The 25,063-nt window shown below is 28.2% G+C and carries 20 protein-coding genes, 8 tRNA genes, 1 rRNA gene and 1 other annotated feature; of the genes, 27 read left to right on the forward strand and 2 right to left on the reverse strand.

The genetic code is table 11. The annotated features are described in order from the left end of the window. Positions 1-12: 12 nt before the first annotated feature. From yabN to BUA70_RS02115, 24 genes are all read left to right on the forward strand, one after another. Positions 13-1,464, forward strand: a complete 1,452-nt coding sequence (gene yabN, locus BUA70_RS02000) for a bifunctional methyltransferase/pyrophosphohydrolase YabN (protein WP_072892559.1) — start codon at positions 13-15, stop codon at positions 1,462-1,464. Positions 1,465-1,674: 210 nt separating this feature from the next. Continuing rightward, on the forward strand, positions 1,675-1,950 hold the full coding sequence (locus tag BUA70_RS02005) for an HU family DNA-binding protein (protein WP_072892560.1): 276 nt from the start codon (positions 1,675-1,677) through the stop codon (positions 1,948-1,950). Between the two features lie 89 nt (positions 1,951-2,039). Then, positions 2,040-2,300, forward strand: a complete 261-nt coding sequence (locus tag BUA70_RS02010) for an RNA-binding S4 domain-containing protein (RefSeq protein WP_072892561.1) — start codon at positions 2,040-2,042, stop codon at positions 2,298-2,300. A gap of 146 nt (positions 2,301-2,446) precedes the next feature. Beyond that, positions 2,447-2,740, forward strand: coding sequence for a sporulation protein YabP (gene yabP / locus BUA70_RS02015; protein ID WP_072892582.1), 294 nt, complete (start codon positions 2,447-2,449; stop codon positions 2,738-2,740). A gap of 8 nt (positions 2,741-2,748) precedes the next feature. Further along, positions 2,749-3,147 (forward strand): spore cortex biosynthesis protein YabQ, encoded by a 399-nt coding sequence (gene yabQ / locus BUA70_RS02020; RefSeq protein ID WP_072892562.1) that lies wholly within the window; start codon positions 2,749-2,751, stop codon positions 3,145-3,147. A gap of 87 nt (positions 3,148-3,234) precedes the next feature. Beyond that, positions 3,235-3,510, forward strand: coding sequence for an FtsB family cell division protein (locus BUA70_RS02025; RefSeq protein ID WP_072892563.1), 276 nt, complete (start codon positions 3,235-3,237; stop codon positions 3,508-3,510). An 81-nt stretch (positions 3,511-3,591) separates the two neighbouring features. Next, positions 3,592-3,999 carry a S1 domain-containing RNA-binding protein gene (locus BUA70_RS02030; protein ID WP_072892564.1) on the forward strand — a complete coding sequence of 136 codons (408 nt, stop codon included), beginning with the start codon at positions 3,592-3,594 and terminating at the stop codon, positions 3,997-3,999. 198 nt (positions 4,000-4,197) lie between these two features. Further along, positions 4,198-4,286, forward strand: a tRNA-Leu gene (locus tag BUA70_RS02035). A 6-nt stretch (positions 4,287-4,292) separates the two neighbouring features. Then, positions 4,293-4,368 (forward strand) — tRNA-Met (locus tag BUA70_RS02040). Positions 4,369-4,372: 4 nt separating this feature from the next. Continuing rightward, a tRNA-Met gene (locus BUA70_RS02045) sits at positions 4,373-4,449 on the forward strand. A gap of 20 nt (positions 4,450-4,469) precedes the next feature. Further along, positions 4,470-4,558, forward strand: a tRNA-Leu gene (locus BUA70_RS02050). Between the two features lie 6 nt (positions 4,559-4,564). Then, positions 4,565-4,640: transfer RNA gene (locus tag BUA70_RS02055), tRNA-Met, on the forward strand. A 4-nt stretch (positions 4,641-4,644) separates the two neighbouring features. Then, positions 4,645-4,721, forward strand: a tRNA-Met gene (locus BUA70_RS02060). A gap of 20 nt (positions 4,722-4,741) precedes the next feature. Further along, positions 4,742-4,830: transfer RNA gene (locus BUA70_RS02065), tRNA-Leu, on the forward strand. 437 nt (positions 4,831-5,267) lie between these two features. Further along, the gene (spoIIE, locus tag BUA70_RS02070) at positions 5,268-7,670 is read left to right on the forward strand and encodes a stage II sporulation protein E (protein ID WP_072892565.1); all 2,403 of its coding nucleotides are present in this window, start codon (positions 5,268-5,270) and stop codon (positions 7,668-7,670) included. A gap of 196 nt (positions 7,671-7,866) precedes the next feature. Then, positions 7,867-9,270 carry a tRNA lysidine(34) synthetase TilS gene (tilS, locus tag BUA70_RS02075; protein WP_072892566.1) on the forward strand — a complete coding sequence of 468 codons (1,404 nt, stop codon included), beginning with the start codon at positions 7,867-7,869 and terminating at the stop codon, positions 9,268-9,270. 1 nt (position 9,271) lies between these two features. Beyond that, a complete protein-coding gene (gene hpt, locus BUA70_RS02080) occupies positions 9,272-9,817 on the forward strand; it encodes a hypoxanthine phosphoribosyltransferase (protein ID WP_072892567.1) in 546 nt (181 codons plus the stop codon). A gap of 68 nt (positions 9,818-9,885) precedes the next feature. Further along, positions 9,886-11,730 (forward strand): ATP-dependent zinc metalloprotease FtsH, encoded by a 1,845-nt coding sequence (ftsH, locus tag BUA70_RS02085; RefSeq protein ID WP_072892568.1) that lies wholly within the window; start codon positions 9,886-9,888, stop codon positions 11,728-11,730. A gap of 126 nt (positions 11,731-11,856) precedes the next feature. Next, positions 11,857-13,524: a formate--tetrahydrofolate ligase gene (locus tag BUA70_RS02090; protein WP_072892569.1), complete on the forward strand. Its 1,668-nt coding sequence runs from the start codon at positions 11,857-11,859 to the stop codon at positions 13,522-13,524. Between the two features lie 472 nt (positions 13,525-13,996). Further along, complete coding sequence (locus BUA70_RS02095) at positions 13,997-14,776, forward strand: type III pantothenate kinase (protein WP_072892570.1); 780 nt, start codon at positions 13,997-13,999, stop codon at positions 14,774-14,776. A 17-nt stretch (positions 14,777-14,793) separates the two neighbouring features. Next, on the forward strand, positions 14,794-15,759 hold the full coding sequence (gene dusB / locus BUA70_RS02100; RefSeq protein ID WP_072892571.1) for a tRNA dihydrouridine synthase DusB: 966 nt from the start codon (positions 14,794-14,796) through the stop codon (positions 15,757-15,759). A 377-nt stretch (positions 15,760-16,136) separates the two neighbouring features. Continuing rightward, positions 16,137-16,619 (forward strand): transcription elongation factor GreA, encoded by a 483-nt coding sequence (gene greA, locus BUA70_RS02105; protein WP_072892572.1) that lies wholly within the window; start codon positions 16,137-16,139, stop codon positions 16,617-16,619. Positions 16,620-16,633: 14 nt separating this feature from the next. Then, positions 16,634-18,139: a lysine--tRNA ligase gene (lysS, locus tag BUA70_RS02110; protein ID WP_072892573.1), complete on the forward strand. Its 1,506-nt coding sequence runs from the start codon at positions 16,634-16,636 to the stop codon at positions 18,137-18,139. Between the two features lie 301 nt (positions 18,140-18,440). Next, a tRNA-Asn gene (locus BUA70_RS02115) sits at positions 18,441-18,515 on the forward strand. Between the two features lie 120 nt (positions 18,516-18,635). Here the strand turns inward: BUA70_RS02115 and BUA70_RS02120 are convergent. Continuing rightward, positions 18,636-19,259 carry a hypothetical protein gene (locus BUA70_RS02120; protein ID WP_072892574.1) on the reverse strand — a complete coding sequence of 208 codons (624 nt, stop codon included), beginning with the start codon at positions 19,257-19,259 and terminating at the stop codon, positions 18,636-18,638. Positions 19,260-19,515: 256 nt separating this feature from the next. Beyond that, positions 19,516-19,678, forward strand: a binding site (T-box leader). A gap of 103 nt (positions 19,679-19,781) precedes the next feature. On the opposite strand from BUA70_RS02120, the gene BUA70_RS02125 reads away from it, so the two are divergent. After that, entirely contained in the window at positions 19,782-21,173 is a 1,392-nt protein-coding gene (locus tag BUA70_RS02125) for a glycine--tRNA ligase (RefSeq protein ID WP_072892575.1), read from the forward strand. 660 nt (positions 21,174-21,833) lie between these two features. Continuing rightward, entirely contained in the window at positions 21,834-23,213 is a 1,380-nt protein-coding gene (gene murD / locus BUA70_RS02130) for a UDP-N-acetylmuramoyl-L-alanine--D-glutamate ligase (RefSeq protein WP_072892576.1), read from the forward strand. Positions 23,214-23,365: 152 nt separating this feature from the next. Here the strand turns inward: murD and BUA70_RS02135 are convergent, their stop codons facing one another. Continuing rightward, the gene (locus BUA70_RS02135; protein ID WP_072892577.1) at positions 23,366-24,394 is read right to left on the reverse strand and encodes a DUF5050 domain-containing protein; all 1,029 of its coding nucleotides are present in this window, start codon (positions 24,392-24,394) and stop codon (positions 23,366-23,368) included. Positions 24,395-24,849: 455 nt separating this feature from the next. Here BUA70_RS02135 and BUA70_RS02140 point away from each other — a divergent pair. Then, positions 24,850-25,063 (forward strand): 16S ribosomal RNA (locus BUA70_RS02140); the annotation flags it as partial.

Below are 25,063 nucleotides of genomic sequence, written 5' to 3' on the forward strand. Positions count from 1 at the left end.
AGGAGATAAAATATGATAAAGATAGTAGGGTTAGGACCAGGAGATCCAGCGGCGTTAACTCTTGGAACTATTAAAGTTATTAAAGAAACAAAAGATGTATTTTTTAGAACGGAAAAACATCCAACGGTAGATTATCTAAAAGAAGAAGGCATAGACTTTAATACTTATGATTATGCCTATGAGGAAAGTAAAAGTTTTGATGATGTTTATAAACTTATAGCGGAAGACCTAATAAAAAAGTATAAGGACCATGGAGAAATTATATATGCTGTTCCAGGACATCCATTAGTTGCAGAAAGATCTGTAATAAATTTAATTAATTTATGTAAAGAACAAAATATAGAGTATAAGATATTACCAGCTGTTAGTTTTGTTGATGCTATGATGGAAAGTTTAAAAATAGATCCTATTGAAGGATTAAAAATTATAGATGCTTTTGATATGGAAAGTCAAATTTTAGATAAAAGAATAGGAACAATAATAACACAGGTATATAATCCCTTTATAGCATCAGAAGTTAAGTTAAGATTACTTGATTACTATGATGATGAAACAGAGATTTATTATGTAAGAGCGGCAGGAATAGAGGGCTTAGAAAGTATAAGAAAGATTCCTCTTTATGAGTTAGATTGGCAAGAAGATATAGATTACCTAACATCAATATATATACCAAGAGATGTAAATAATAAAAAAGACTTTTATGATTTATTAAGTATAATAGAGAAATTAAGAGGGGAAGATGGATGTCCTTGGGATAGAGAACAAACTCATGAAAGTCTTAAAAAAGCTATGATAGAAGAAGCTTATGAGGTTGTAGATGCTATAGAAGAAGAGGATGATAATGGACTTATAGAAGAATTAGGAGATGTTCTTTTACAAGTGGTTTTTCATAGCGTTATTGGAAAAGAAGACGGATATTTTAATATATATGATGTTATAGAGGGCATATGTAATAAAATGATAGAAAGACATCCTCATGTATTTAATGAGGAAAAAATAGACACAGCTGATGAGGTGGTAATTAAATGGGATGAAATCAAAAAGAAAGAAAAAAATATAGAAACGATAACAGGGGAAATGAAAAGTATAGCAAATGCTCTTCCAGCTTTAATAGTATCAGAGAAAATACAAAAGAAAGCTAAAAAAGTAGGATTTGATTGGAATCATGTAGATGATGCAATAAGTAAAGTGTATGAGGAATTAAATGAGGTTAAAGAGGTATATAATGGAGAAAACATGGAAAAAATAGAAGAAGAGGTGGGAGATTTATTATTTGCCTGTGTCAATGTCTCTAGATTCCTAAACGTAGATAGTGAACTAGCTTTAAGAAAGACTATCAAAAAATTTATAAGAAGATTTAGTTTCATAGAAGAAACAGCAAAAGAGAAAAATAAAAAATTAGAAGATATGACTTTAAGTGAAATGGATGAATTATGGAATTTAGCTAAAAGCACAGAAAAATAAAGCTTTATAGAAGGATTTTACCGTTCTATGAAGAATATATAACACAAAGAAAGTTATCCATTATATATACTGTATTGTAAAAAATACATATTTCTATAGACTATATAAAAAACAGGATATATAATATGATAATGTAAGTTATAGTTGGTACTATTGTTTATTACACACTATAAAAGGCTTAATATGTTGAATTTTAAGGAGGATGTAATCGTGAATAAGGCAGAATTAATAACAAGCATGGCTGAAAAGAGCAAATTAACAAAGAAAGATGCAGAATTAGCATTAAAATCTTTCATAGAAAGTGTTGAGGAAGCTTTAGAAAAAGGTGAAAAAGTTCAATTAGTTGGATTTGGAACTTTTGAAACTAGAGAAAGAGCTGCAAGAGAAGGAAGAAATCCAAGAACTAAAGAAGTTATACAAATTCCTGCTTCAAAGGTTCCAGTATTTAAAGCTGGTAAAGAGTTCAAAGAAAAAGTTAATAAATAATTAATGCTAAAAATTTTAGAGCCCGAGAATTCCTCGGGTTCTTTTATAAATATTTAGTTTAATAAGACGATTTATTAAGGAGCAAAAATATGAGATTAGATAAGTATTTAAAAGTATCTAGAATAATAAAAAGAAGAACTGTTGCAAAAGAAGCTTGTGAAGGTGGAAGAGTTAGTATAAATGGAAAAGTAGCCAAACCTTCAGTAGATATAAAGGAAGGCGATATAATAGAAATTTCTTTTGCAAACAAAAAAATTAAAGCCAAAATAAAGAATATTTCTGAACATGTAAAAAAAGAAGATGCTAAAGATATGTACGATATATTAGAAGGTGAAGAGGATAAAGATTAATAAATGATATTTAATTGCTAATAGGGATTGGACTTAAGTTAAACCAATCTCTAATTTTATATACTGTTATTTATGTTATAAAAGCTGAATATATAATTTTAAAATTACATATATTTTATTATAGTAACATAAATAAGGGAGTTTTTATGGAAAATAAAAAAGATATAAAATTAGAAAATAAAAAGAGCAATTTAACTTTAGAAAGTAGAAAAAAGCTATTATTAACAGGTGTAGTTGAAGTAATTAGCTTTGATGAAGAAAAAATTCTTTTAAATACACAATTAGGAATGCTTTCTGTAAAAGGAAGTAGTTTAAAGATGAATAAATTAGATGTACAAAATGGTGATGTTGCAATAATGGGTAGTATATATTCAATGGTTTATTCTAGCCATGAAGTAAAGAAAGAGAAAAAAAGCATAATTAAGAGATTATTTAAGTAGGTGATTTTATGTTATTGCCTATTTTAGATCAATTCAAAATAGTATTATATAGTTTAATTGCAGGAATCATAATAGGAATTTTATTTGATATTTATAAATTATTTAGAGGATATAGAGTTCCCAAAATAATTGAAGTTATAGAAGATATATTATTTTGGATTTTATGTGCTATAATTGTTTTTACCTTTCTTTTATATACGAACTATGCTTTTTTTGGTATGTATGTGTACTTATTTATTGGAATTGGATTATTATTATACTTAAAAACTTTAAGCAGTTATATTTTTAAAGTGGAAAGAACTGTAGGAAAGGGTGTAATAAAGGGAATTAGGATTTTTGGAAAGAATATATCATACGGTTTTAGAAGTACTTTTACTAAGAAGAAAAATAATAGACCATTGGAATAAAAAATCACTTGAACAAAGATAACTAAGAGTTTAAAATAAATATAAATGAGTAATTTTGCCAAAGAATTTTAAAAGGGGCTAAATTATATGAAAAACAAATTAACAATAAATAAAATAGTGATAATAGTACTTATAGCTATTTTTTGTTTTAGTTTTATAAGACAAGAAATAGCTATGAATAAAATACAAAAGCAAATTAATGAAAAGCAAGAAGAATTGCAAAAATTAAAAGAAGCTAATGAAGAGCTGAAAAATGAAGCTGATACTATATCTAGTGATCAGTATATTGAAAAGCAGGCTAGGGAAAGATTAGGAATGATTAAGCCTGGTGAAAAAGTTGTAATAGAGGAAAAGGGGCAATAGTTTAAAAATTATATGCTCAAAGTAATGGTTATTATTTTAATAACATATATTTTAATATTTTTAAGGAGGAGTCTTGGTAACATGACCTTAAAGGCAGGAAACATTTTAGAGGGTAAAGTGGTTAACATCACTAATTTTGGAGCGTTCGTTGAGGTTGACGGACAAACAGGTCTAGTTCATATTTCAGAAGTTGCAGATTCATTTGTAAAAGATATAAGACAACATCTTAAAGAACAAGACAAGGTTAAGGTTAAAGTAATTTCAATTGACGATAAGGGAAAAATAAGCTTATCAATTAAACAAGCGAATACTCAAAGAAAATCTGTTAAACCGGTTGAAATAGATTGGAGCGTAGAAAAGAAAAAGGCAAGTAATACACAAAACTTTGAGGATATAATGTCAAAATTCTTGAAAGACAGTGAAGAAAGATTAGCTGATGTTAAAAAACATCAAGAATTTAGAGCAAAAGGCAGAAAAAGCTTAGGTTAATTAAATGCAATAATTGAATGTTACTAGCATGGATTTTATAAAATCCATGCTTTTTATATATTTTTTATATAAATTTTAAAGGATAATTAATATTATTATATAAATAAATAAAATTTTTTTAAAAAAGTGTTGACATTAATATGACCATACCTTATAATAAATCTTGTCGTTGAGAGGCGACAGCAAAAAACAAAATGTGCTGGAGTGGCGGAACTGGCAGACGCACAGGACTTAAAATCCTGCGATGCTAAAACATCGTACCGGTTCGATTCCGGTCTTCAGCACCATAATAACGCGGGGTGGAGCAGTTGGTAGCTCGTCGGGCTCATAACCCGAAGGTCGTAGGTTCAAGTCCTGCCCCCGCAACCAATGTGGCGGAATAGCTCAGCTGGCTAGAGCATTCGGTTCATACCCGAAGTGTCGTAGGTTCAAGTCCTATTTCCGCTACCACTTTTAAAAGTAAATACCGTGCTGGAGTGGCGGAACTGGCAGACGCACAGGACTTAAAATCCTGCGATGCTAAAACATCGTACCGGTTCGATTCCGGTCTTCAGCACCATAATAACGCGGGGTGGAGCAGTTGGTAGCTCGTCGGGCTCATAACCCGAAGGTCGTAGGTTCAAGTCCTGCCCCCGCAACCAATGTGGCGGAATAGCTCAGCTGGCTAGAGCATTCGGTTCATACCCGAAGTGTCGTAGGTTCAAGTCCTATTTCCGCTACCACTTTTAAAAATAAATAATATGCTGGAGTGGCGGAACTGGCAGACGCACAGGACTTAAAATCCTGCGATGCTAAAACATCGTACCGGTTCGATTCCGGTCTTCAGCACCAAAAGAGATTCATATATGAATCTCTTTTTTTTATTTAAAAATAAAGATTAATATTATAATAATGTAATTTTAGTCAATAAAGCATTTTATGAATACAAGATATTGGCAAAGTAAATTTATTGTTATAAGTATATTTGTAAAATATGTAGAAAAAAATCTTACAATAAAGAAAAAATATGAAAAAAATTATTATAATAAAATATGATAAAAATATATCCCAAAATATCTCTATACAATATTAAGAAATGACAAAAATAAAAAAATAATTATAAATAAAAAAACATTTACAATATCTATAAAAATCTATATATAATAAAAAATTTAGAAAAATATATTTTAATGTCTTAAAGAAAAAATAATTCACTACATCTTATTACATTTATTTCCAAAAGACTTTGTTATAATAAAATTACAGTTTTAAAAGGGGGAGGAGATATATTGCAATATGGTGTAGACGTTTCAACATATAAAAGAACAGATGATAAGAATAAAACTCAAAGAAACAAGACTAAAGTTTTAGCGTCTCCTATAAGAATAGTTTTTAGTTTTATTGGAGCAATTTTTATTAGTAGAGTAGCAATAACAGTAAATATAGACACTTTTGAAAACATCGCACCTTTTGGAATAGCATATATATTAGCTTATAGTAATAGAAGGGATAAAAAGGAAAGTTTAATAGCGGCTGTAGGGGTTTTATTAGGATATATTACTATGTTTAATAGATTAGAAGATTTACCAATGTATATATTAATTGTAGCTGCAGTAGTAATATTTCAAAATATACCAATAAGACTTCATAGTAAACTTTTTGAGTATAGTAGCTTTTTTGTTATATTTATTTCCATGTTTTTATTTAGAGCTATTATAAATAACTATAGTTTCTGGGTAAATATAGTTACATCTATTATACAAACAGTAGTTATATATCCTATATATTATATGATTAAATATGCTGTAAGTTGTATTGATGACATGAATACTAATCATTATTATACATCAGAGGAGATTGTAAGTATTTCTCTTTTGGTATGTTTAATAATCTCTGGAGTTGGAGATTTAGGAGTTTTAGGGGTAAGTTTTAGAAATATAGTTTCTTTAGTATTCATAATAAGTATAGGTTATATAAGTGGTACTTCAATTGGGGCGGCGGCAGGAATAAGTTTAGGTATGATAGTTGGAATTTCAACAAATAATATGATGCTTTATATAAGTGTATATGGAATTTGTGGACTAGTTGTTGGAATATTTAAAGATACTGGGAAAATATTATCTCTTATTTCTTATCTTATAATGTATTTTATATTAATTATGTATTCTAAAAATTTTGAAGCTTTTAGAATTATTGAAGCTGTTTTAGCTTGTGGAATATTTGTTTTAATTCCATCGTCTTTATACAATAAATTATCTTTAGAGTTTGATAGTGAGAAGAAACAAGATAAATTAGGGGAATTACATTTTAATAAAATAAAGGAAGAGTTCTCAGTAAAACTTAATAACTTTACAGAGGTTTTATCTTGTATATCCGTTGTTTTAAATAAACTAGTAGATAATGATAAACTTTTATTAAAGAATAAAGGGACAGCCATGATAGAAAACTTAGCAGATAGAGTTTGTGGAAGTTGTGATATGAAGCAGATGTGCTGGAAAAGAGAAATTCATGCTACTTATGAAGCATTTGGAGAGCTTATAAGAAATCAACAAGAAGGAAGAAGGGATTTTCCAGAGATATTAAGAAAAAAATGTATGAGAGAACATGCTCTTATAAAACAAGCTGAAGAAATAGTGAATAATCATGTAATGAATGAAATGGTAAGAAAGAGAATGAGTGAAGGAAGAAAACTTTTATCTGGACATATAAATAACATGGCAATAACAATAGGAGAAATTGCAGATGATTTTAATAAGGATATAAATATATGTAGTGATGTAGAAAGAGCTATAAAAAAGGAATTAATAAAAAACAATTTTCCATATGAAAATATATTGTGTTTCGAAGATAAACATGGAAGAATTAATATAAAGGTTATAATGGATAATTGCCATGGAGAACAAAAATGTGTTAAAGATTTACTTCCTATAATAAATAATTCAATAGGAAGAAACATGAGTATAGGAGGGGAAGGATGTAATATAGATCCAAAGACTAGAAATTGTACTGTACTTATTGAAGAAGCTCCAAAATATCATATATCATCTAATGTATCTTTAGCTTGTAAAGATGGTGAAAAGTATACTGGAGATAGCTATAGCTTTGGTAAGGGTAAAGAAGGGAATTATATGGCTGTACTTAGTGATGGAATGGGATCAGGACCAGAAGCAGGAGCAGAAAGTAAAGCTGCTGTAGAACTTATAGAAAAGTTTACTCAAGCTGGATTTGAAGATCTAACAGCGATAAATACAGTGAATTCAATTATGACAATGAAGTTTTCAGAGGATGAAAAGTTTGCTACATTAGATATGTATAATATAGATTTATATACAGGAAAAACTACTTTTATGAAAGTTGGAGCAGTAGAGAGTTTTATTAAAAGAGGAGATAAGATTTTTGTAATAGAATCTAATACACTTCCTTTTGGAGTATTAGATAAACCAGATATTGATATTACAGATAAAAAGGTAGTTAATGGAGATATAATAGTTACAATCAGTGATGGAGTTTTAGATGTAGGAGAAGATAGAGGAGCTAATTATAAATGGATAATAGAGTTTTTAAGAGAAAGTAAAATAAAAAATCCAAAAGAGCTAAGTGCAGATATATTAAATAAAGCAATAGAATTAAATGGTGGTAAAAGTAAGGATGATATGACTGTTATGGTATCTAAAGTTTATGCATTATATTGATAAAAATAAAAGAGGTGTTTCTTTTTTTAGACGCACCTCTTTTAAAATATTCAATTACATTATTTACGATTTGTTTAACAGGGTGTAAAGTTTATATTACTAAGAGGTTTTTCTATTAAGACTTTTTAGATATTATGTTATAATGAGTTATTAAAAATGTAAAATTTCAAATAAATCAAATAGGAAGTGTTTAAATTTGAGGCAAAAGATAATAGAATATATAAGGCAATATAATATGATAAAGAATGGGGATAGAGTTTTAGTTGCATTATCTGGAGGACCAGATTCAATTTGTTTATTACATATATTAAATTCTTTAAAAGATATATTAAATATAGAAATATTCGTAGCTCATGTTAATCATTGTTTAAGGGGTGATGATGCAGACGAGGATGAAAGGTATGTAAAAGAGTTTTGTGAGAAATTGCAAATTCCTTGCTATATAAAAAAAGCTAATATAAATAAAATAGCAGAAGAAAGAAAAATATCATCAGAAATGGCAGGAAGAGAAATAAGATATGAATTTTTTGATGAAATCTTTAAAAATGAAAATCTTAATAAAATAGCAATAGCTCATAATGCTAATGATCAAGCTGAAACTATTTTGATGAGGATAATGAGAGGAACAGGATTAGAAGGTCTTATAGGAATAAAACCTATAAGAGATTATAAATACATAAGACCAATATTATGCCTTACAAGAGATGAAATAGAAAAATATTGTGAATCTAACAATTTAAATCCTAGAATAGATAAAACAAACCTTGAAAATATATATTCAAGAAATAAAATAAGATTAGATATGATTCCTTATATTAAAGAAAACTTTAATAGTGATATAGTATCAACATTAAATAGATTAGCTTCTTTATCAGCTATAGATCAAGAATATATTGAGGGTGTTTGTGATGAAAAATATGAAAGATTTTGCAAAGAATATAGGGAATCCATTACTATAGATAAAGGAGCTTTTAAAGAAAATAGAGCTATTTTATCTAGAATAATTAGAAAAGTTTATATAAAGTTAAATGGTAATGGATATAATTTTGAAATGAAGCATATAGATGATATTGTTTCTTTACAAAAAGGGGAAACAGGAAAAGAAATTCATTTACCTAATGATATAATTTGCAAAAATATATATGGAGAAATAAGTATTTATTTAAATAATAAAAAAAATGATTTTAAATTAGATGAGATATTTATATCAAAAAATCAGCTAAAAACTTTAAAAAACATTAATTTATTAGAAAAAATAGGGTATGATATTTGTATTGATATTTTTCCTAATAAATCAATACAATTTGATAATAATTCTTTAATAAAGTACTTTGATTATGATAAGATAAAAGAAGGAATAACCATAAGAGCCAAAAAGGATGGAGATAAGATAATTCCTTTAGGAATGAATGGATCTAAGAAAATAAAATCTATATTTATAGATGCAAAGATTCCAAAAGAAGAAAGAAATAAAATTCCTTTAGTTTGTTTTGATCAAGAAATAGCTTGGATCGTTGGATTAAAGGTAAGTAATCTTTTTAAAGTTAGTAAAAAAACTCAAGATATAATAAAAATAAAATTTATAGAAAGGAAACGCTGAGATGAGAGAGGATATAAAGGAAATATTATTTACAGAAGAACAAATTATTGAAAAAGTTAAGGAACTAGGTGCTCAAATAAGTAAAGATTATAAAGGAGAGGATCTTTTAGTTGTAGGTATTCTAAAAGGCTCAGTAATATTTGCATCAGAACTTGCAAAAAATATAACAATACCATGTGAATTGGACTTTATGGCTGTTTCAAGTTATGGAAAAGCTTCTGAAAGTTCTGGCGTAGTTAGAATTTTAAAAGATTTAGATAACCATGTAGAGGGCAAAAATATATTAATAGTTGAAGATATTGTAGATACTGGATTAACTTTAAGTTATTTATTAAAGTATTTAGAGGATAGAGGAGCTAAAAGTATAGAAATAGTATCCCTATTAAACAAAGAAGCAAGAAGAAAAGCTAATATAGATGTTAAATATTTAGGATTTAACGTTCCAGATGAATTTATAGTAGGGTATGGTATAGACTATGCAGAGAAGTATAGAAATCTTCCTTACATAGGAATATTAAAAAGAGAAGTTTATGAAAAGAACAAATAGAAAATATTGTAAAATGAATAGCTATATGCTAAACTTTTATAGTAATTATTAAGAGAGGGGGACTTTAAATGAAAAAATTTTCAAGCTTAACGGCTTGGATTGTAATAATGATATTTGTTGTAATTTCAGCAGTTTTTTTAGTAAGAAGTGGCGAAGCGGGTAGTAATATACCTTATAGCGAATTCCAACAAAAATGGATTAATAGTGAAGTGAAAAATATTCGCGTAAAAGAAGATAAGATGACTGTTGAAGGAACTTTAACTAATAATAAAACCTTTAATACATTTGTACCAGTAGATACTTTGAATATGCTATTAAAAGATTATCCTAAAGAAGATGTAAAGGTAAGTTTTGATCCGCCTACTAATATATCTGTTTGGGTACAAATAATTCCTACTGTACTTATGGTAGTTTTAGTCCTAGGGATATTTTTTGTATTTATGCAACAATCACAAGGTGGAGGGGGAAATCGAGGTGTAATGAACTTCGGTAAAAGTAGGGCAAAAATGGCCTCTCCAGATAGAAAAAAAGTTACATTTAATGATGTAGCAGGAGCAGATGAAGAAAAAGCAGAATTAGAGGAGATAGTTGACTTTTTAAAGCAACCTAAAAAATATATTGATATGGGTGCTAGAATTCCTAAAGGAGTGCTTCTTGTAGGGCCTCCAGGAACAGGAAAAACACTTCTAGCAAAAGCAATAGCAGGAGAAGCTGGAGTGCCATTTTTTAGTATTTCAGGATCAGACTTTGTTGAAATGTTTGTTGGAGTAGGTGCTTCAAGGGTTAGAGATTTATTCGAACAAGCAAAGAAAAATTCTCCATGTATAGTTTTCATTGATGAAATAGATGCTGTTGGTAGACAGAGAGGAGCCGGAGTAGGCGGTGGACATGATGAAAGAGAGCAGACTCTTAATCAGTTACTAGTTGAAATGGATGGATTTGGAATAAATGAAGGTATCATTATGATAGCTGCTACTAACAGACCAGATATATTAGATCCAGCACTTTTAAGACCAGGCAGATTTGATAGACAAATATTAGTTGGAGCTCCAGATGTAAAGGGAAGAGAAGAAATATTAAAGGTTCATACAAAAAATAAACCTTTATCTTCAGATGTAAATCTTAGTATACTTGCTAAGAGAACTCCAGGATTTACAGGAGCAGATTTAGAAAATCTATCTAATGAAGCAGCTTTATTATCTGTTAGAAGAAATAAAAAAGTTATTGGTATGGATGAAATGGAAGAAGCTATCACAAGGGTAATAGCAGGTCCAGAAAAGAAGAGCAAGGTAATTAGTGAACATGACAGGAAGCTAACTGCGTATCATGAGGCTGGTCATGCAATCACAATGAGACTTTTACCAAATTCAGATCCAGTTCATGAAATAAGTATAATTCCGAGAGGAATGGCTGGAGGATACACAATGCATTTACCAAAGGAAGATAGATCATATACATCTAAATTAAAATTAAAAGATGATATGGTAGGTCTTTTAGGTGGAAGAGTTGCAGAAAAGATTATAATGGGTGATATAAGTACCGGAGCTAAAAATGATATTGATAGAGCAAGTAATATAGCTAGAAGCATGGTTATGGAATATGGTATGAGTGATTTACTTGGACCAATATCCTTTGGAGGAGATCACAACGAAGTGTTCTTAGGAAGAGATATTGGAAGAAGTAGAAACTTTAGTGAAGAAGTTGGATCTGAAATAGATAAAGAAATAAAGAGATTTATTGATGAAGCATATGTTAAGGCAGAAAATTTATTAACTGATAATATCGATAAACTACATGCTGTTGCACAGGCTTTATTAGAAAAAGAAAAGCTTGAAGCAAGTGAATTTGAAGCTATATTTTCAGGTAAAAGCTTAAAAGAAGAAGTAAATAATGTAGAACCACAAAATATATAAAATAAAAACCAGTTCTTTTAAAGAGAACTGGTTTTTATTTTATATATGGATAATTATCTTATATTAATATTTGCTTTTATTGGTATAATTATAAATATAATATGATTAAATAAGTGGGGTGTTTTTATGAAAAATGATATTACTATAGCACAAGAGGCTAATATGAAACCTATTGCCGAAATAGGTAAGAAGTTAGGACTTTCAGAAGATAGCATAGAATTTTATGGGAAATATAAATGCAAAATATCTTTAGATGAATACAAGAAAAATAATTCTAAAGATGGAAAATTAGTTTTAGTAACGGCAATTAATCCTACACCAGCTGGAGAAGGAAAATCCACTGTTACAGTTGGCTTAGGTCAAGCTTTTAATAAGATAGGTAAAAAAGCTGTAATAGCTTTAAGAGAACCTTCACTAGGTCCAGTTTTTGGTATAAAGGGAGGTGCAGCTGGAGGCGGATATTCTCAAGTAGTTCCAATGGAGGACATAAATCTTCATTTTACAGGTGATATGCATGCTATAACATCAGCAAATAATCTTTTATGTGCAGCAATAGATAATCATATTCATCAAGGAAATGAGCTTAAAATAGATTCAAGAAGAATAACTTTTAAAAGAGTTATGGATATGAATGATAGGGCTTTAAGAAATATAGTAGTAGGAATGGGTGGTAAAGTTAATGGCTTCTTAAGAGAAGATGGTTTTATGATAACTGTAGCTTCCGAAATTATGGCCATTTTATGTTTAGCATCTGATTTAGAAGACTTAAAGAAAAGAATGGGTAATATACTAATAGGATATAATTTAGATGGAAATCCTGTATATGCAAAGGATTTAAAAGTTGAGGGAGCTATGGCTCTTTTAATGAAGGATGCAATTAAACCTAATTTAGTACAAACCTTAGAAAATACTCCTGCTATAATACATGGAGGACCTTTTGCTAATATTGCCCATGGATGTAATTCAATAATTGCAACAAAAATGGCTTTGAAATTAGGGGAAATAGCTGTTACTGAGGCAGGCTTTGGAGCAGATTTGGGAGCAGAAAAGTTTTTTGATATAAAGTGTAGATATGGCAATTTAAAGCCTGACTGTGTAGTTTTAGTTGCAACAGTAAGAGCTTTAAAGCACCATGGTGGAGTTAAAAAAGAAGATCTTAATAAGCCAAGTGTTGAAGCTTTAGCAAAAGGAATTAAAAACTTAGAAAAGCAAATAGAAAATATCAGAAAATTTGAAGTGCCTGTAGTTGTAGCTATAAATAAATTCATAACTGATAGTGATGAAGAAGTTAAATATATAGAAGATTTTTGTAAGGAGAATAAAGTGAAGGTTTCTCTAACAGAAGTGTGGGAAAAAGGCGGAGATGGAGGAGTTGATTTAGCAAATAAAATCATTGAAACTATGGATAAAGTTAAAAGTAATTTCAAGCCTATTTATGATGAAAATTTATCTATAAAAGAAAAAATATCAATTATTGCCGAGGAAATTTATGGGGCTAAATCTGTTGAATATTCTCAATATGCTTTAAATCAAATTAGCGAACTTGAAAAATTTAAATTAGATAAATTACCTATTTGTATGGCTAAAACTCAATATTCTCTTTCAGATAAACCAAATTTATTAGGGAGACCTGAAGGATTTGGCATCAATGTAAAAGAAGTAAGAGTATCTAATGGAGCTGGCTTTATTGTAGTTTTAACTGGAGATATTATGACAATGCCAGGACTTCCAAAGGTTCCAGCAGCAAATAAAATGGATATAAATGAAGATGGAAAAATAATTGGATTATTTTAAAGTCTTACAATAAGCTGTATAAAGAATTTATTAAGATAGGGTTATTAAGAATCCTATTATTGAAGTTTTTCATAATATTAATATTATTTAAAGAAAACACTACCAAAATTTATTTAATAAAATATTTTGGTAGTGTTTTTTAATTTATATAATATTGGAATAATTAAGTATATATTTATTATTTGTATTTATTAGTTATATATATTAAAATTTATTAGCACAATAATATTATAAATTTTAGAGTAGATTTATCAATTTATAATATAGCTTTAAAAAAATATTAAATATACAAATACATAATATTTTTAAATTGGGAAAAATACTGATTAAAAATTCCTGATTTGATAAAAGCTTGACAAAAAAACCTAAGTTGCTAAAATTAAATTGTTAAAATTAAATAAAACTATATAGAAGAGACAAAAGTTGTGGCAGCTTCAAGGCTGCTTTTAATTATATTAAGGTGGTGCAACATATGGTATTGTTAGTAGATGTAGGGAATACAAATATAGTTCTTGGTGTAAGAAAAAATAATCAATATATAGCTTGTTGGAGATTATCAACAGATGATAAAAAAACTTCTGATGAATATAGTATTCAAGTTATGGATTTATTTCATCAAAGTGATTTAAATCCTAAAGATGTAAAGGGAATAATAATATCCTCTGTAGTCCCTAATATAATGTACTCTCTAGAGCATATGCTTAAAAAATGTTTTAATGTAAGCCCTATTATAGTAGGACCTGGAATAAAGACAGGAGTTAATATAAAATATGATAATCCAAAAGAGGTAGGTGCTGATAGAATTGTAAATGCTGTAGCAGTTCATGAAATATATAAAAGATCTGCTATAATAATAGATTTTGGTACAGCTACAACTTTTTGTGCATTAACTAAGGAAGGAAATTATCTTGGTGGTAATATATGCCCCGGAATAAAAATATCTTCAGATGCATTATTTACAAGAGCAGCAAAACTTCCAAGAGTTGAGCTTGAAATTACAAAGACACTGATATGTAAAAACACTATTAACAGTATGCAAGCAGGTATAATTTATGGTTATGTAGGGCAAGTAGAGTATATAGTAAATAGAATGAAAAAAGAAATGATATCTTTAGGTGAGAAAGAACCTTTTGTAATAGCAACAGGAGGTTTAGCAAAATTAATAGCTAACGAAACAGATGCAATAGATAAAGTAGATGGACAATTAACATTAGAGGGACTAAGTATACTTTATGAAAAAAATAAAGAATAAGGAGAGTAGATTTTCCTATGAAGATTGGGAATATTGAATTTAAAAATAATGTATTCCTTGCACCTATGGCTGGAGTTACTGACATATCCTTTAGAGGATTATGTAAGGAGATGGGGTGCGGTTTAGTATATACGGAAATGGTAAGTGCTAAAGCACTTTATTATGGAAGTGAAAATACAAAAGAACTTTTAAGAATCTCAGAAGAGGAAAAACCAGTAGCAGTTCAGATGTTTGGAAATGAGCCTGAAATAATGGCTTATGCTGCAGAAAAGTTTTTTGTTCCTAACGATGATATATGTGTTATTGATATAAATATGGGATGTCCTGCTCCTAAAATAGTTAAAAATGGAGAGGGATCAGCTTTAATGAAAAATCCTAATCTTGCAAGAGAAATTGTAAGAAAGGTAAAGTCAGTATCCCAAAAACCTGTAACAGTAAAATTTAGAAAAGGTTTTGACTCAGAAAATATTAATGCAGTAGAATTTGCAAAGTACATAGAAGATGGTGGAGCAGATACTATTGCAGTGCATGGTAGAACAAGAGAGCAAATGTATGAAGGAAAAGCTGATTGGGATATAATAGGTAAAGTAAAAGAAGCTGTATCTATACCTGTAATCGGAAATGGTGATGTTTTTACACCAGAAGATGCAGAGGAAATGATTAAACAATCTAATTGTGATGCTATAATGATTGCTAGAGGTAGCATGGGAAATCCATGGTTATTTAAACAGATAAAACAAAAATTAAATGGTGAAAAAGTTACAGAACCAAAGGCAATAGATAAAATAGATATGTGCATTAAGCATTATAAATTAGCACTAAAATATGATGGCGAATATAAAGCTATAAGAGAAATGAGAAAGCATGCTTCTTGGTATATAAAAGGATTAAAAAACTGCACAGATATTAAAAATTTAATTAATACAAAGACAACTAGTAAAGAAGTACTAGAAATATTAGAAGAATATAAAAATATACTATAATAATAAAAATATATGATATAAAGTATTTTAAGATTATATTATTATGAATATAATTATTTAATAAAAACCATAATAACAAATAAATAAATCTTTAATATAAAAATATTATTAAATCTTAATCTACATTTATAAAATAATCACTTTATATTATAAGAAAATATAATATTCAGTGTTATAATAAATATTAATGCATAGAATTATACAAGACATTAGTAAATAAAATAATACTTTTTATTTATTCATTAAATAATAGATTATAAAAATGTTGACATATAAATATAATTACATCTATAATATTTAAATAAATTTTAAAAAGTATGTTAATTTCATAAATTATGATATATTATAATAGTATGATTATCGAAGGGGAGAAAGATATGAGCGAAGCAAAAAAGTATATTATGACCTATGAAGGTGTAAAGAAATTAGAAGAAGAATTAGAATATTTAAAAACAGTTAAGAGAAAAGAAATAACTGAAAAAATAAAAGTTGCATTAGGTTATGGAGACTTAAGTGAAAACTCAGAGTATGATGAAGCTAAGAACGAACAAGCTTTTACAGAAGGAAGAATTCTTCAACTTGAAAATATGCTAAAGAATGCTGTCGTTGTAGATGAGTCAGAAATATCAACAGATACAGTTTCAATTGGAACTACAGTTAAAGTTAAAGATTACGAATTTGATGAAGAGGTAGAGTATACATTAGTAGGTTCAGCAGAAGCTGATCCAATGAATGATAAAATATCAAATGAATCACCAGTTGGGGAAGCGCTAATTGGTAAAAAAGTTGGAGATGTAGTTGAAGTAAATGCACCGCAAGGCATAATAAAATTAGAAATTCTAGAAATTAAAAGAGTGTAACGGAGGGATTATTAATGTCAAATGAGGAAATAAACATTGCTGAACAAGAAGCTCAGTTTAATGAACAAGAAAAGTTAAGAAGAGAGAAGCTTGCTGCGTTAAAAGATGCGGGCAAAGACCCATTTGATGTATACAAAGTAAATAAAACACATAACTCAATTGAGGTTAAAGGTAACTTTGAAGAATTAGAAGGAAAAGAAGTTACTGTTGCTGGAAGACTTATGTCTAAAAGAGGACAAGGAAAAGTAGTATTTGCTGATCTTTTAGATAGAGATGGAAAGATTCAGTTATTTGTAAAAATTGATGCAGTAGGTGAAGAAAATCTTAAAGCCTTTAAAGCTTTAGACCTAGGTGACTGGTTATGTGCTACAGGAGAAGTATTTAAAACTAAAGCTGGAGAGGTATCAGTTAAGGTTAGTAGTTATGAATTAATCTGTAAATCTTTAAAGCCATTACCAGAAAAGTGGCATGGGTTAAAGGATCCAGATTTAAGATATAGACAAAGAGAAGTAGATATAATCACTAATCCAGAAGTTAAAGATACTTTTATAAAGAGAGTTAAAATAATAAAAGCTATTAGAGAATTCCTTGATAATAGAGGATACATGGAAGTTGAAACACCTATACTTTCACCTATAGCTGGTGGTGCTGCTGCTAGACCATTTATAACACACCACAATGCTTTAGATATAGATATGTATTTAAGAATTGCTACTGAGCTTTATCTAAAAAGATGTATAGTAGCTGGTTTTGAAAAAGTATACGATATGGGTAAAAACTTTAGAAATGAAGGAATAAGTGTAAGACATAATCCAGAGTTTACTATGATAGAATTATATGAAGCTTTTGCAGACTATAAAGATATGATGGAAATAATGGAAAATCTAATTGCTTATGCAGCACAAAAAGTTCTTGGAACTACAAAAATAACTTATCAAGGAACTGAAATAGATTTAACACCACCATGGAGAAGAATAACTATGGTAGATGCCGTTAAAGAATATGCAGGTATAGACTATAACAACTTTAAATCTGACGAAGATGCTCAAGCTATAGCTAAAGAAAAAGGCTTAGAGTTTAAGAAGGATCTTAAGGAAGTAACTAAGGGAGAAGTTCTTAATGCTTTATATGAAGAATATGCAGAAGAGCATATGATTCAACCAACATTTATAATGGACTATCCAGTAGAAATTTCACCTCTAACTAAAAAGAAGAGAGGAAATGAAATGTTTACTGAAAGATTTGAAGGATTTATATTTGGTAGAGAAGTATGTAACTCTTACTCAGAGTTAAATGACCCAATAGTTCAAAGAGAAAGATTTGAACAACAAGCTAAGGAAAGAGAGCTTGGAGATGATGAAGCATACGTTATAGATGAAGAGTTTATGAGCGCTCTTGAAACTGGTATGCCACCAACAGGGGGATTAGGAATAGGTATAGATAGAATAATAATGTTCCTTACTGATGCAGCATCAATAAGAGACGTAATTTTATTCCCAACTATGAAACCACAAAACTAATTAGAACTAAATAAATATAACTTATTTACATAAAAGGAGCTTTATCAAAATTTAATTCATATGCAATATATAGTAATGTATATATATTACTATAATTGTTAGTGGAGAGTTGTTATGATATAGCTCCTTTTAATTTTAACAATGAATAAATTAAAAACAGTAAAGAATTAAAATTAATCCTAAAAACAATTTTATTTAATAAAAATACACAATATAAATAAAACATAAAAAAACTTAAAAATTTTTTAAAAAATACTTGCAAAAATAATATTTGATGATATAATAATAAATGTAGAAACGTTCCGCAGTAGCTCAATGGTGGAGCACTCGGCTGTTAACCGATAGGTTGGAGGTTCGAATCCTCTCTGCGGAGCCAATTTTCTAAGTGTAGTAATGCGATGTCATTGCTTTTTTTATTTTATATGAAATTTTAAGGTCAAGATTAAAACAGATATTTATAAATCTATTTTAATTTTGACCTTTTGTATATTGCAATTTAAAGAGAGAACTTACTACAAAATAAATTCCAAAGGTTCTCAATAGGTATTGAAAGATGACTTAAAGCTAATTTTATATTTAATGGAATTATAGTAGCATAACCATTATTACCATAATATAAACCAGGATCAGCTTCTAAGTAATGAAGTATTATAATTACTGCATAAGTTAATATGGATATCGGGTTATTATATGTTACAAGGGGTTGAACAGCATTTCCGTTAGATATTGTTAAGTTTAGTGATGGAATATAATTTATATCTGAATCTTCTAATGTAAAGTCTCTTGATAATATATTATGAATGAATTTATTTATGCTTTTGTCTTTGTGAATTATAAAATCTTTATCATAGCTTATCTTATTGTCCAAAACTTCTTGAATATAAAGTCCTAATATAAAATTATAAAAACTTATTTCATAGTTAGTATAAAGGGTGCTTTTGGTAGATGAAGTATTAATAGGTGAAGTAGATAAGAAGCAATAAACTCTATTTGAATTGGCAAATATAAAATTATCATTTCTTATAAAAGGCATTATATTGCCTAGCAAAGTATTTATTGCAGGTTGAACTCTTGGTTTAGCTCCTAAAATATCGCTATAATTTATTTTTTTTCTTCCCATGAATCACCTTTTATACTTAGTAATAATATTATAATATGAGAATATTTTAATGATGTTAAAGTAAGATTCTATAATATACTAAAAGATAGTATATTATATTATGTTTTGGTAATAATATATAATAAATATTTGTAACTAAATTAAGTGAAAGATTATAATATAATTAATATAAAGTTTTAATAGATACTTAAGTTTATTAAATCTTTCTTGACAATAAATTAATATTTGATACAATAAGTAGTATAAAATTCATAAAGAAAACATGATGACGAAGAAGAGTATCTTTAAAGTTTTTTTAGAGAGATGGTGTTTGGTGCAAACCATTAAAGCTTTTGAGGGAAGGGAACTTCTGAATGTTTAATTTTTAAGTAGGGCTTATGCCAAGAAGGGTGGAACCGCGGAATAATTTCGTCCCTTTGAGGTTTTAAGGCTTTTTTTATTTTATAAAAATTTTTTAGTACTAAAAATAGTCAAATTAAGATCATTAAATAAATGTGATAAAAATCATATGGAGGGATATACATGGCAGTAGAAAAGACAATGGAAAAGATCGTTGCACTTTGTAAAAATAGAGGATTTATATTTCCTGGTTCAGAGATATATGGAGGATTAGCTAACTCATGGGATTATGGTCCTTTAGGAGTAGAATTTAAAAATAATGTAAAAAAAGCATGGTGGAAAAAATTTGTTCAAGAGAGTCCATATAATGTAGGTGTTGACTGTGCAATACTAATGAATAAAGAAGTTTGGGTTGCATCAGGCCATGTTGGAGGATTCTCAGATCCTTTAATGGATTGTAAAGATTGTAAGGCTAGATTTAGAGCAGATAAAATAATAGAAGATCATATGACAGCTAATGGAGTAGAAGTTGCCTCAGCAGATGGTTGGTCAAATGAAGAACTAAAAAAATATATAGATGATAATAATATAGTTTGCCCTAAATGTGGAAAGAAAAACTTTACAGATATAAGAAAGTTCAACTTAATGTTTAAAACATTCCAAGGAGTTACTGAAGATGCAAAGTCAGAAATATACTTAAGACCAGAAACAGCTCAAGGTATATTTGTAAACTTTAAAACTGTTCAAAGAACATCAAGAAAGAAAGTGCCATTTGGTATAGCTCAAATAGGTAAATCCTTCAGAAATGAAATAACTCCAGGAAACTTTACATTTAGAACAAGAGAATTTGAGCAAATGGAACTTGAATTCTTCTGCAAACCTGGAACAGATTTAGAATGGTTTGAATATTGGAGAGATTACTGCTGGAATTTCTTATTAAACTTAGGTGCTAAAGAAGAAAATTTAAGAATGAGAAATCATGAGCAAGAAGAATTATCATTTTATTCAAAGGCTACATCTGATATAGAATATTTATTCCCATTTGGATGGGGAGAGTTATGGGGAATAGCTGATAGAACAGACTATGACTTAACTAAGCACCAAGAACATTCAGGTGAAGATATGAACTATATGGATCCTCAAACAAAAGAGAAATATGTTCCATATTGTATAGAGCCATCATTAGGAGCTGATAGAGTTGCTTTAGCATTCTTAGTTGATGCTTATGATGAAGAAGAATTAGAAGGGGGAGATGTTAGAACAGTTATGCATTTACATCCAGCATTAGCTCCATTTAAAGCTGCTGTTTTACCACTTTCAAAGAAACTTTCAGAGAAGGCAGATGAAGTATATTCAATGTTAAGAAAGAACTTTAATATTGAGTATGATGAGGCAGGAAGTATAGGTAAGAGATATAGAAGACAAGATGAGATAGGAACTCCATATTGTATAACTATAGACTTTCATACTTTAGAAGATGAAGCAGTTACTGTTAGAGATAGAGATACAATGACTCAAGTAAGAATGAAAATAGATGAGCTAGAGAAATTCTTATTAGATAAAATGCAATTTTAATAAATTAATTTAGATTTTAAGCTAGAAAGATTACTAACTTTCTAGCTTTTTTTATATTTAATTTTATAAATAATTATATAAAAGTTTATATGCTTTTTTATATAATATTAATCTATAGATCCATTTGTGTTGATTAATATGCATTCTTATATTAATTATAAAACATGAATAAAAACATATCTTTAATTCTAACTTTAAAAATTATTTATTATCTATAAAGTTATTTTATTTTTAATTTATTAAAATAAATTAGATTTATACTATTAATGTACATTTAGCTTAATTACTATCACTATATAATCTATAAAAGGTATTTTAAATTATTTAAGAAATGGATAGTAGACGGACATCTATAATAGAATTTTTTAATTAAACAAATATAAAAAATTAGCTATATGTGGCATTATAGAAGGAATAGTAACTGGTAATTACCATACTTGTTAAAAAAGTAACAAAATTAAGGAAGTTGAAAGGTTGCTATTGGAAATTGAATTGGATATTATGTAATAAATTTACATTGGATTTGGTATATAATAAACCTCATAAACTTTTATATTACATAGAATAAATTTTTCTAGGGTGTTATAATTAGAATAAATTGGGACAGTATATATAAATAAATTATATAATATATGAAGAAACATCTTGGAGGAGTTAATAATGAAAAGGGATTTTAGTGAGTTTAAAAGCTTTATTAGGGGTAAGAAGGTAGCAGTAGTAGGGATAGGTATAAGTAATATACCATTGATACATTTTTTAGTTAGACTAGGAGCTTCTGTTACTGCCTTTGATAAAAAAGATAAATCACAATTAGAGGATGTTATAAAATCATTTAAAGATGAAAAGGTTAATTTTGAATTAGGGGGAAATTATTTAGATAGACTTAAAGGTTTTGATGTTGTTTTTAAAACTCCATCCATGAGAGTTGATTGCGATGCTTTGGTTAATATAAAAAATGAAGGAGCGTATATCACATCTGAAATGGAGGAGTTTGTAAAATATTGTCCTTGTAAAGTGTATGGAGTTACTGGAAGTGATGGAAAAACAACTACAACTTCAATAATATATAACTTATTAAAGGAACAAGGATATAAAACTTGGATAGGTGGCAATATAGGAATGCCTCTATTTTCTCAAATTGAAGATATGACTAAGGATGATAAAGTAGTTTTAGAGTTATCAAGTTTTCAGCTTATGACGATGGATTGTGAGGTTGATGTGGCTATAGTTACCAATTTAAGTCCTAATCATCTAGATATACATAAAGATATGAATGAATATATTGAAGCTAAAAAAAATATATTTAAATATCAAAAACAAAATGATTTACTTATAATAAATGATGAAAATAAAATAACTAAAACTTTTGATAGAGAAGCAAAAGGAAAAGTATTAAAATTTAGCTCTCAAAAAGTAATTGAAGACGGTGGATATTATAAAGATGGACAATTATTTATAAAGGGTAAAAAAATATGTGATAAAGATGATATAGTTATAAGAGGTATGCATAATGTAGAAAATTATTTGGCTGCATTTTTAGCGGTAAATGAATGTGTAGATTCTTCTGTTATGAGGAAAGTGGCTATGACATTTGAAGGTGTTGAGCATAGAATGGAGTTTGTTAGGGAGCTAGATGGAGTAAAATATTATAATGATTCTATTGCTTCTAGCCCGACTAGAACTTTAGCTAGCTTAAAAGGCTATGGAGAAAAATGTATACTTATTGCTGGAGGATATGATAAACATATACCTTTTGATCCTTTAGCTTTTGAAGGATATCCATATATTAAAACTGTTATAATAATGGGATTAACAAAGGATAAGATAAAGGCCTCTTTTGATAAATTAGAAGCAGAAAAAGGAATAAAAGTTCCTTATATAATAGTAAGCAATTTAGAAGAAGCTGTATCTAAAGCTAAGGATATATCTAAAAATGGAGATGTAGTTACTTTATCACCAGCTTGTGCAAGTTTTGATATGTTTGCAAATTTTGAAGTAAGAGGTAAAAAGTTTAAAGAGTTAGTAAAATTATTAAAATAAATTTTTCTACTTATATTATATATGTAATTTAAAGTTTTAAAGGAGCCTTATTAAAATTTTAATAAGGCTCCTTTAATCATTTTTATTATATTAAAATAATTATAAAAATTAAAGTTATTTAAATAAAAGATCTACATTTTAAATAAGTATATTTATTTAGAAAGCTTTTTATGATTTATAATAGATACATTCATAGGATCTTCGTAAAACATCATATTACCAACTATTGAAAACTCATTTACAGGTGCATCTAATATCTTATTTAACTTAGGTTTATCATCTGTAGTCATTGAATAAACAGTATTATTGTCTAATTTATTTATAAATACTACCTTATCATTTGAAATAGATATATTCTCGCCGAAGACATCTTCAAGTCTTTTAGGTTTTTGATTCTCAAGATTTATAGAATATATATTATTATTTTCTGATAAATTGTTACAGTAAACTTTATTATTTGCAACAACAAAGCTTTCTGTAGCAAAATCTGTTAGCTTAGTTTTAGTTTTTCCATCAATAGATAGAGCATAAAGTTTAAAATGATCATCAGCATTTTGATATAAAATATAATTTGGCCATAACATATATTTCCCCACCGAATCTGTTGTAAGAGCCTTAGTAGTGTTTTCTATAAATGAAGTATAATATAGTTTATTTTTATCCGTTCTATTTATGTAAGCTACTCCATCTAAAAATTGACAATAGCTAATTGTATTGTAATTATTTATTTTATTTAATTCTCCTGTAGAAATTGAAAGAGAATAAAGTTTATTTCCATCATTTTGATTAGAGAAAATAAGCTTATCTCCTAAAACAATTAAGGAGCTTCCATAACAATCTTTTAATTCTTCACTTTTAGAAAAATCATTTAATCCTCCAAGATTATTTTCCGCATATTTATATATTCTATTATTTTCTTTCTTATTATATATATAGTAGAATTTTTCAGATGTAAAAAAGTTACTAGGAGAATCGCCATTGTCTTTTAATACTATAGGAACAATTTCTTTATTTGCAACATCTAAGTTTTCACCACTACTTGAAACTTCTTTAGATGAATCATTAGTAGAAGAAGCTGTTTCTTTATTTTTAGTTTCAGATGAAGGACTTTTTTTAGATGAAGTGCAGCCACTTAAAATTAATGATAATGATAGTATTATTAATATAATTGCTTTTTTCACTTTGTTATCTCTCCTTAAATATAAATATATTTCTTAATATTAATATCGTATAAATTGTCCATATAATGAAATAAAAATATAAAAAAATAATAAACATATCCTAGTGTATCAATATAAGAATAAATTAGTAAATAAAAGAAATATAAAATAAAACAAAAATAAATAAGAATAATGAATAATTTTCATTATAGTAGAAAAAAATAAACATGATATGATAATACACGTCGCTGAGGTACATAAGTTACTAAGACAGAGACACACATTAACAAAAACAGCCAAGTTTAAATTTCAAAATTATGAAAATAAAAACCTTGACAGTGAAAAAAGTTAGTGTTAAAATATGAATCAGTCAGTAAGACTTTGGTCTTTGAAAATTAAACAGAGAGAAACTTACAAAATCTTTTAAGATTTTTTTAAACCAGCAATTCTTTTATATGAGTAAAGATTAAACTTTTTAAATTGAGAGTTTGATCCTGGCTCAGGACGAACGCTGGCGGCGTGCTTAACACATGCAAGTCGAGCGAGAGAGTTTTCTTCGGAAAACAATCTAGCGGCGGACGGGTGAGTAACACGTGGGTAACCTGCCTCATAGAGGGGGATAGCCTCCCGAAAGGGAGATTAATACCGCATAACATCATTTTAGCGCATGCTGAAATGATCAAAGGAGTA

This window comes from Clostridium fallax (genome assembly GCF_900129365.1).
GTDB classification, from domain to species: domain Bacteria; phylum Bacillota; class Clostridia; order Clostridiales; family Clostridiaceae; genus Clostridium_AH; species Clostridium_AH fallax.

Excerpts from the sequence above, each read along its gene's own strand:
- BUA70_RS02025 (WP_072892563.1), top strand. The coding sequence starts at position 3,235 with ATGAAAAACAAATTAACAATAAATAAAATAGTGATAATAGTACTTATA.
- ftsH (WP_072892568.1), top strand. The coding sequence starts at position 9,886 with ATGAAAAAATTTTCAAGCTTAACGGCTTGGATTGTAATAATGATATTT.
- dusB (WP_072892571.1), top strand. The coding sequence starts at position 14,794 with ATGAAGATTGGGAATATTGAATTTAAAAATAATGTATTCCTTGCACCT.
- yabQ (WP_072892562.1), top strand. The coding sequence starts at position 2,749 with ATGTTATTGCCTATTTTAGATCAATTCAAAATAGTATTATATAGTTTA.
- BUA70_RS02030 (WP_072892564.1), top strand. The coding sequence starts at position 3,592 with ATGACCTTAAAGGCAGGAAACATTTTAGAGGGTAAAGTGGTTAACATC.
- BUA70_RS02120 (WP_072892574.1), bottom strand. The coding sequence starts at position 19,259 with ATGGGAAGAAAAAAAATAAATTATAGCGATATTTTAGGAGCTAAACCA.
- greA (WP_072892572.1), top strand. The coding sequence starts at position 16,137 with ATGAGCGAAGCAAAAAAGTATATTATGACCTATGAAGGTGTAAAGAAA.
- murD (WP_072892576.1), top strand. The coding sequence starts at position 21,834 with ATGAAAAGGGATTTTAGTGAGTTTAAAAGCTTTATTAGGGGTAAGAAG.
- BUA70_RS02125 (WP_072892575.1), top strand. The coding sequence starts at position 19,782 with ATGGCAGTAGAAAAGACAATGGAAAAGATCGTTGCACTTTGTAAAAAT.
- lysS (WP_072892573.1), top strand. The coding sequence starts at position 16,634 with ATGTCAAATGAGGAAATAAACATTGCTGAACAAGAAGCTCAGTTTAAT.
- BUA70_RS02090 (WP_072892569.1), top strand. The coding sequence starts at position 11,857 with ATGAAAAATGATATTACTATAGCACAAGAGGCTAATATGAAACCTATT.
- yabP (WP_072892582.1), top strand. The coding sequence starts at position 2,447 with ATGGAAAATAAAAAAGATATAAAATTAGAAAATAAAAAGAGCAATTTA.
- BUA70_RS02095 (WP_072892570.1), top strand. The coding sequence starts at position 13,997 with ATGGTATTGTTAGTAGATGTAGGGAATACAAATATAGTTCTTGGTGTA.
- hpt (WP_072892567.1), top strand. The coding sequence starts at position 9,272 with ATGAGAGAGGATATAAAGGAAATATTATTTACAGAAGAACAAATTATT.
- yabN (WP_072892559.1), top strand. The coding sequence starts at position 13 with ATGATAAAGATAGTAGGGTTAGGACCAGGAGATCCAGCGGCGTTAACT.
- BUA70_RS02010 (WP_072892561.1), top strand. The coding sequence starts at position 2,040 with ATGAGATTAGATAAGTATTTAAAAGTATCTAGAATAATAAAAAGAAGA.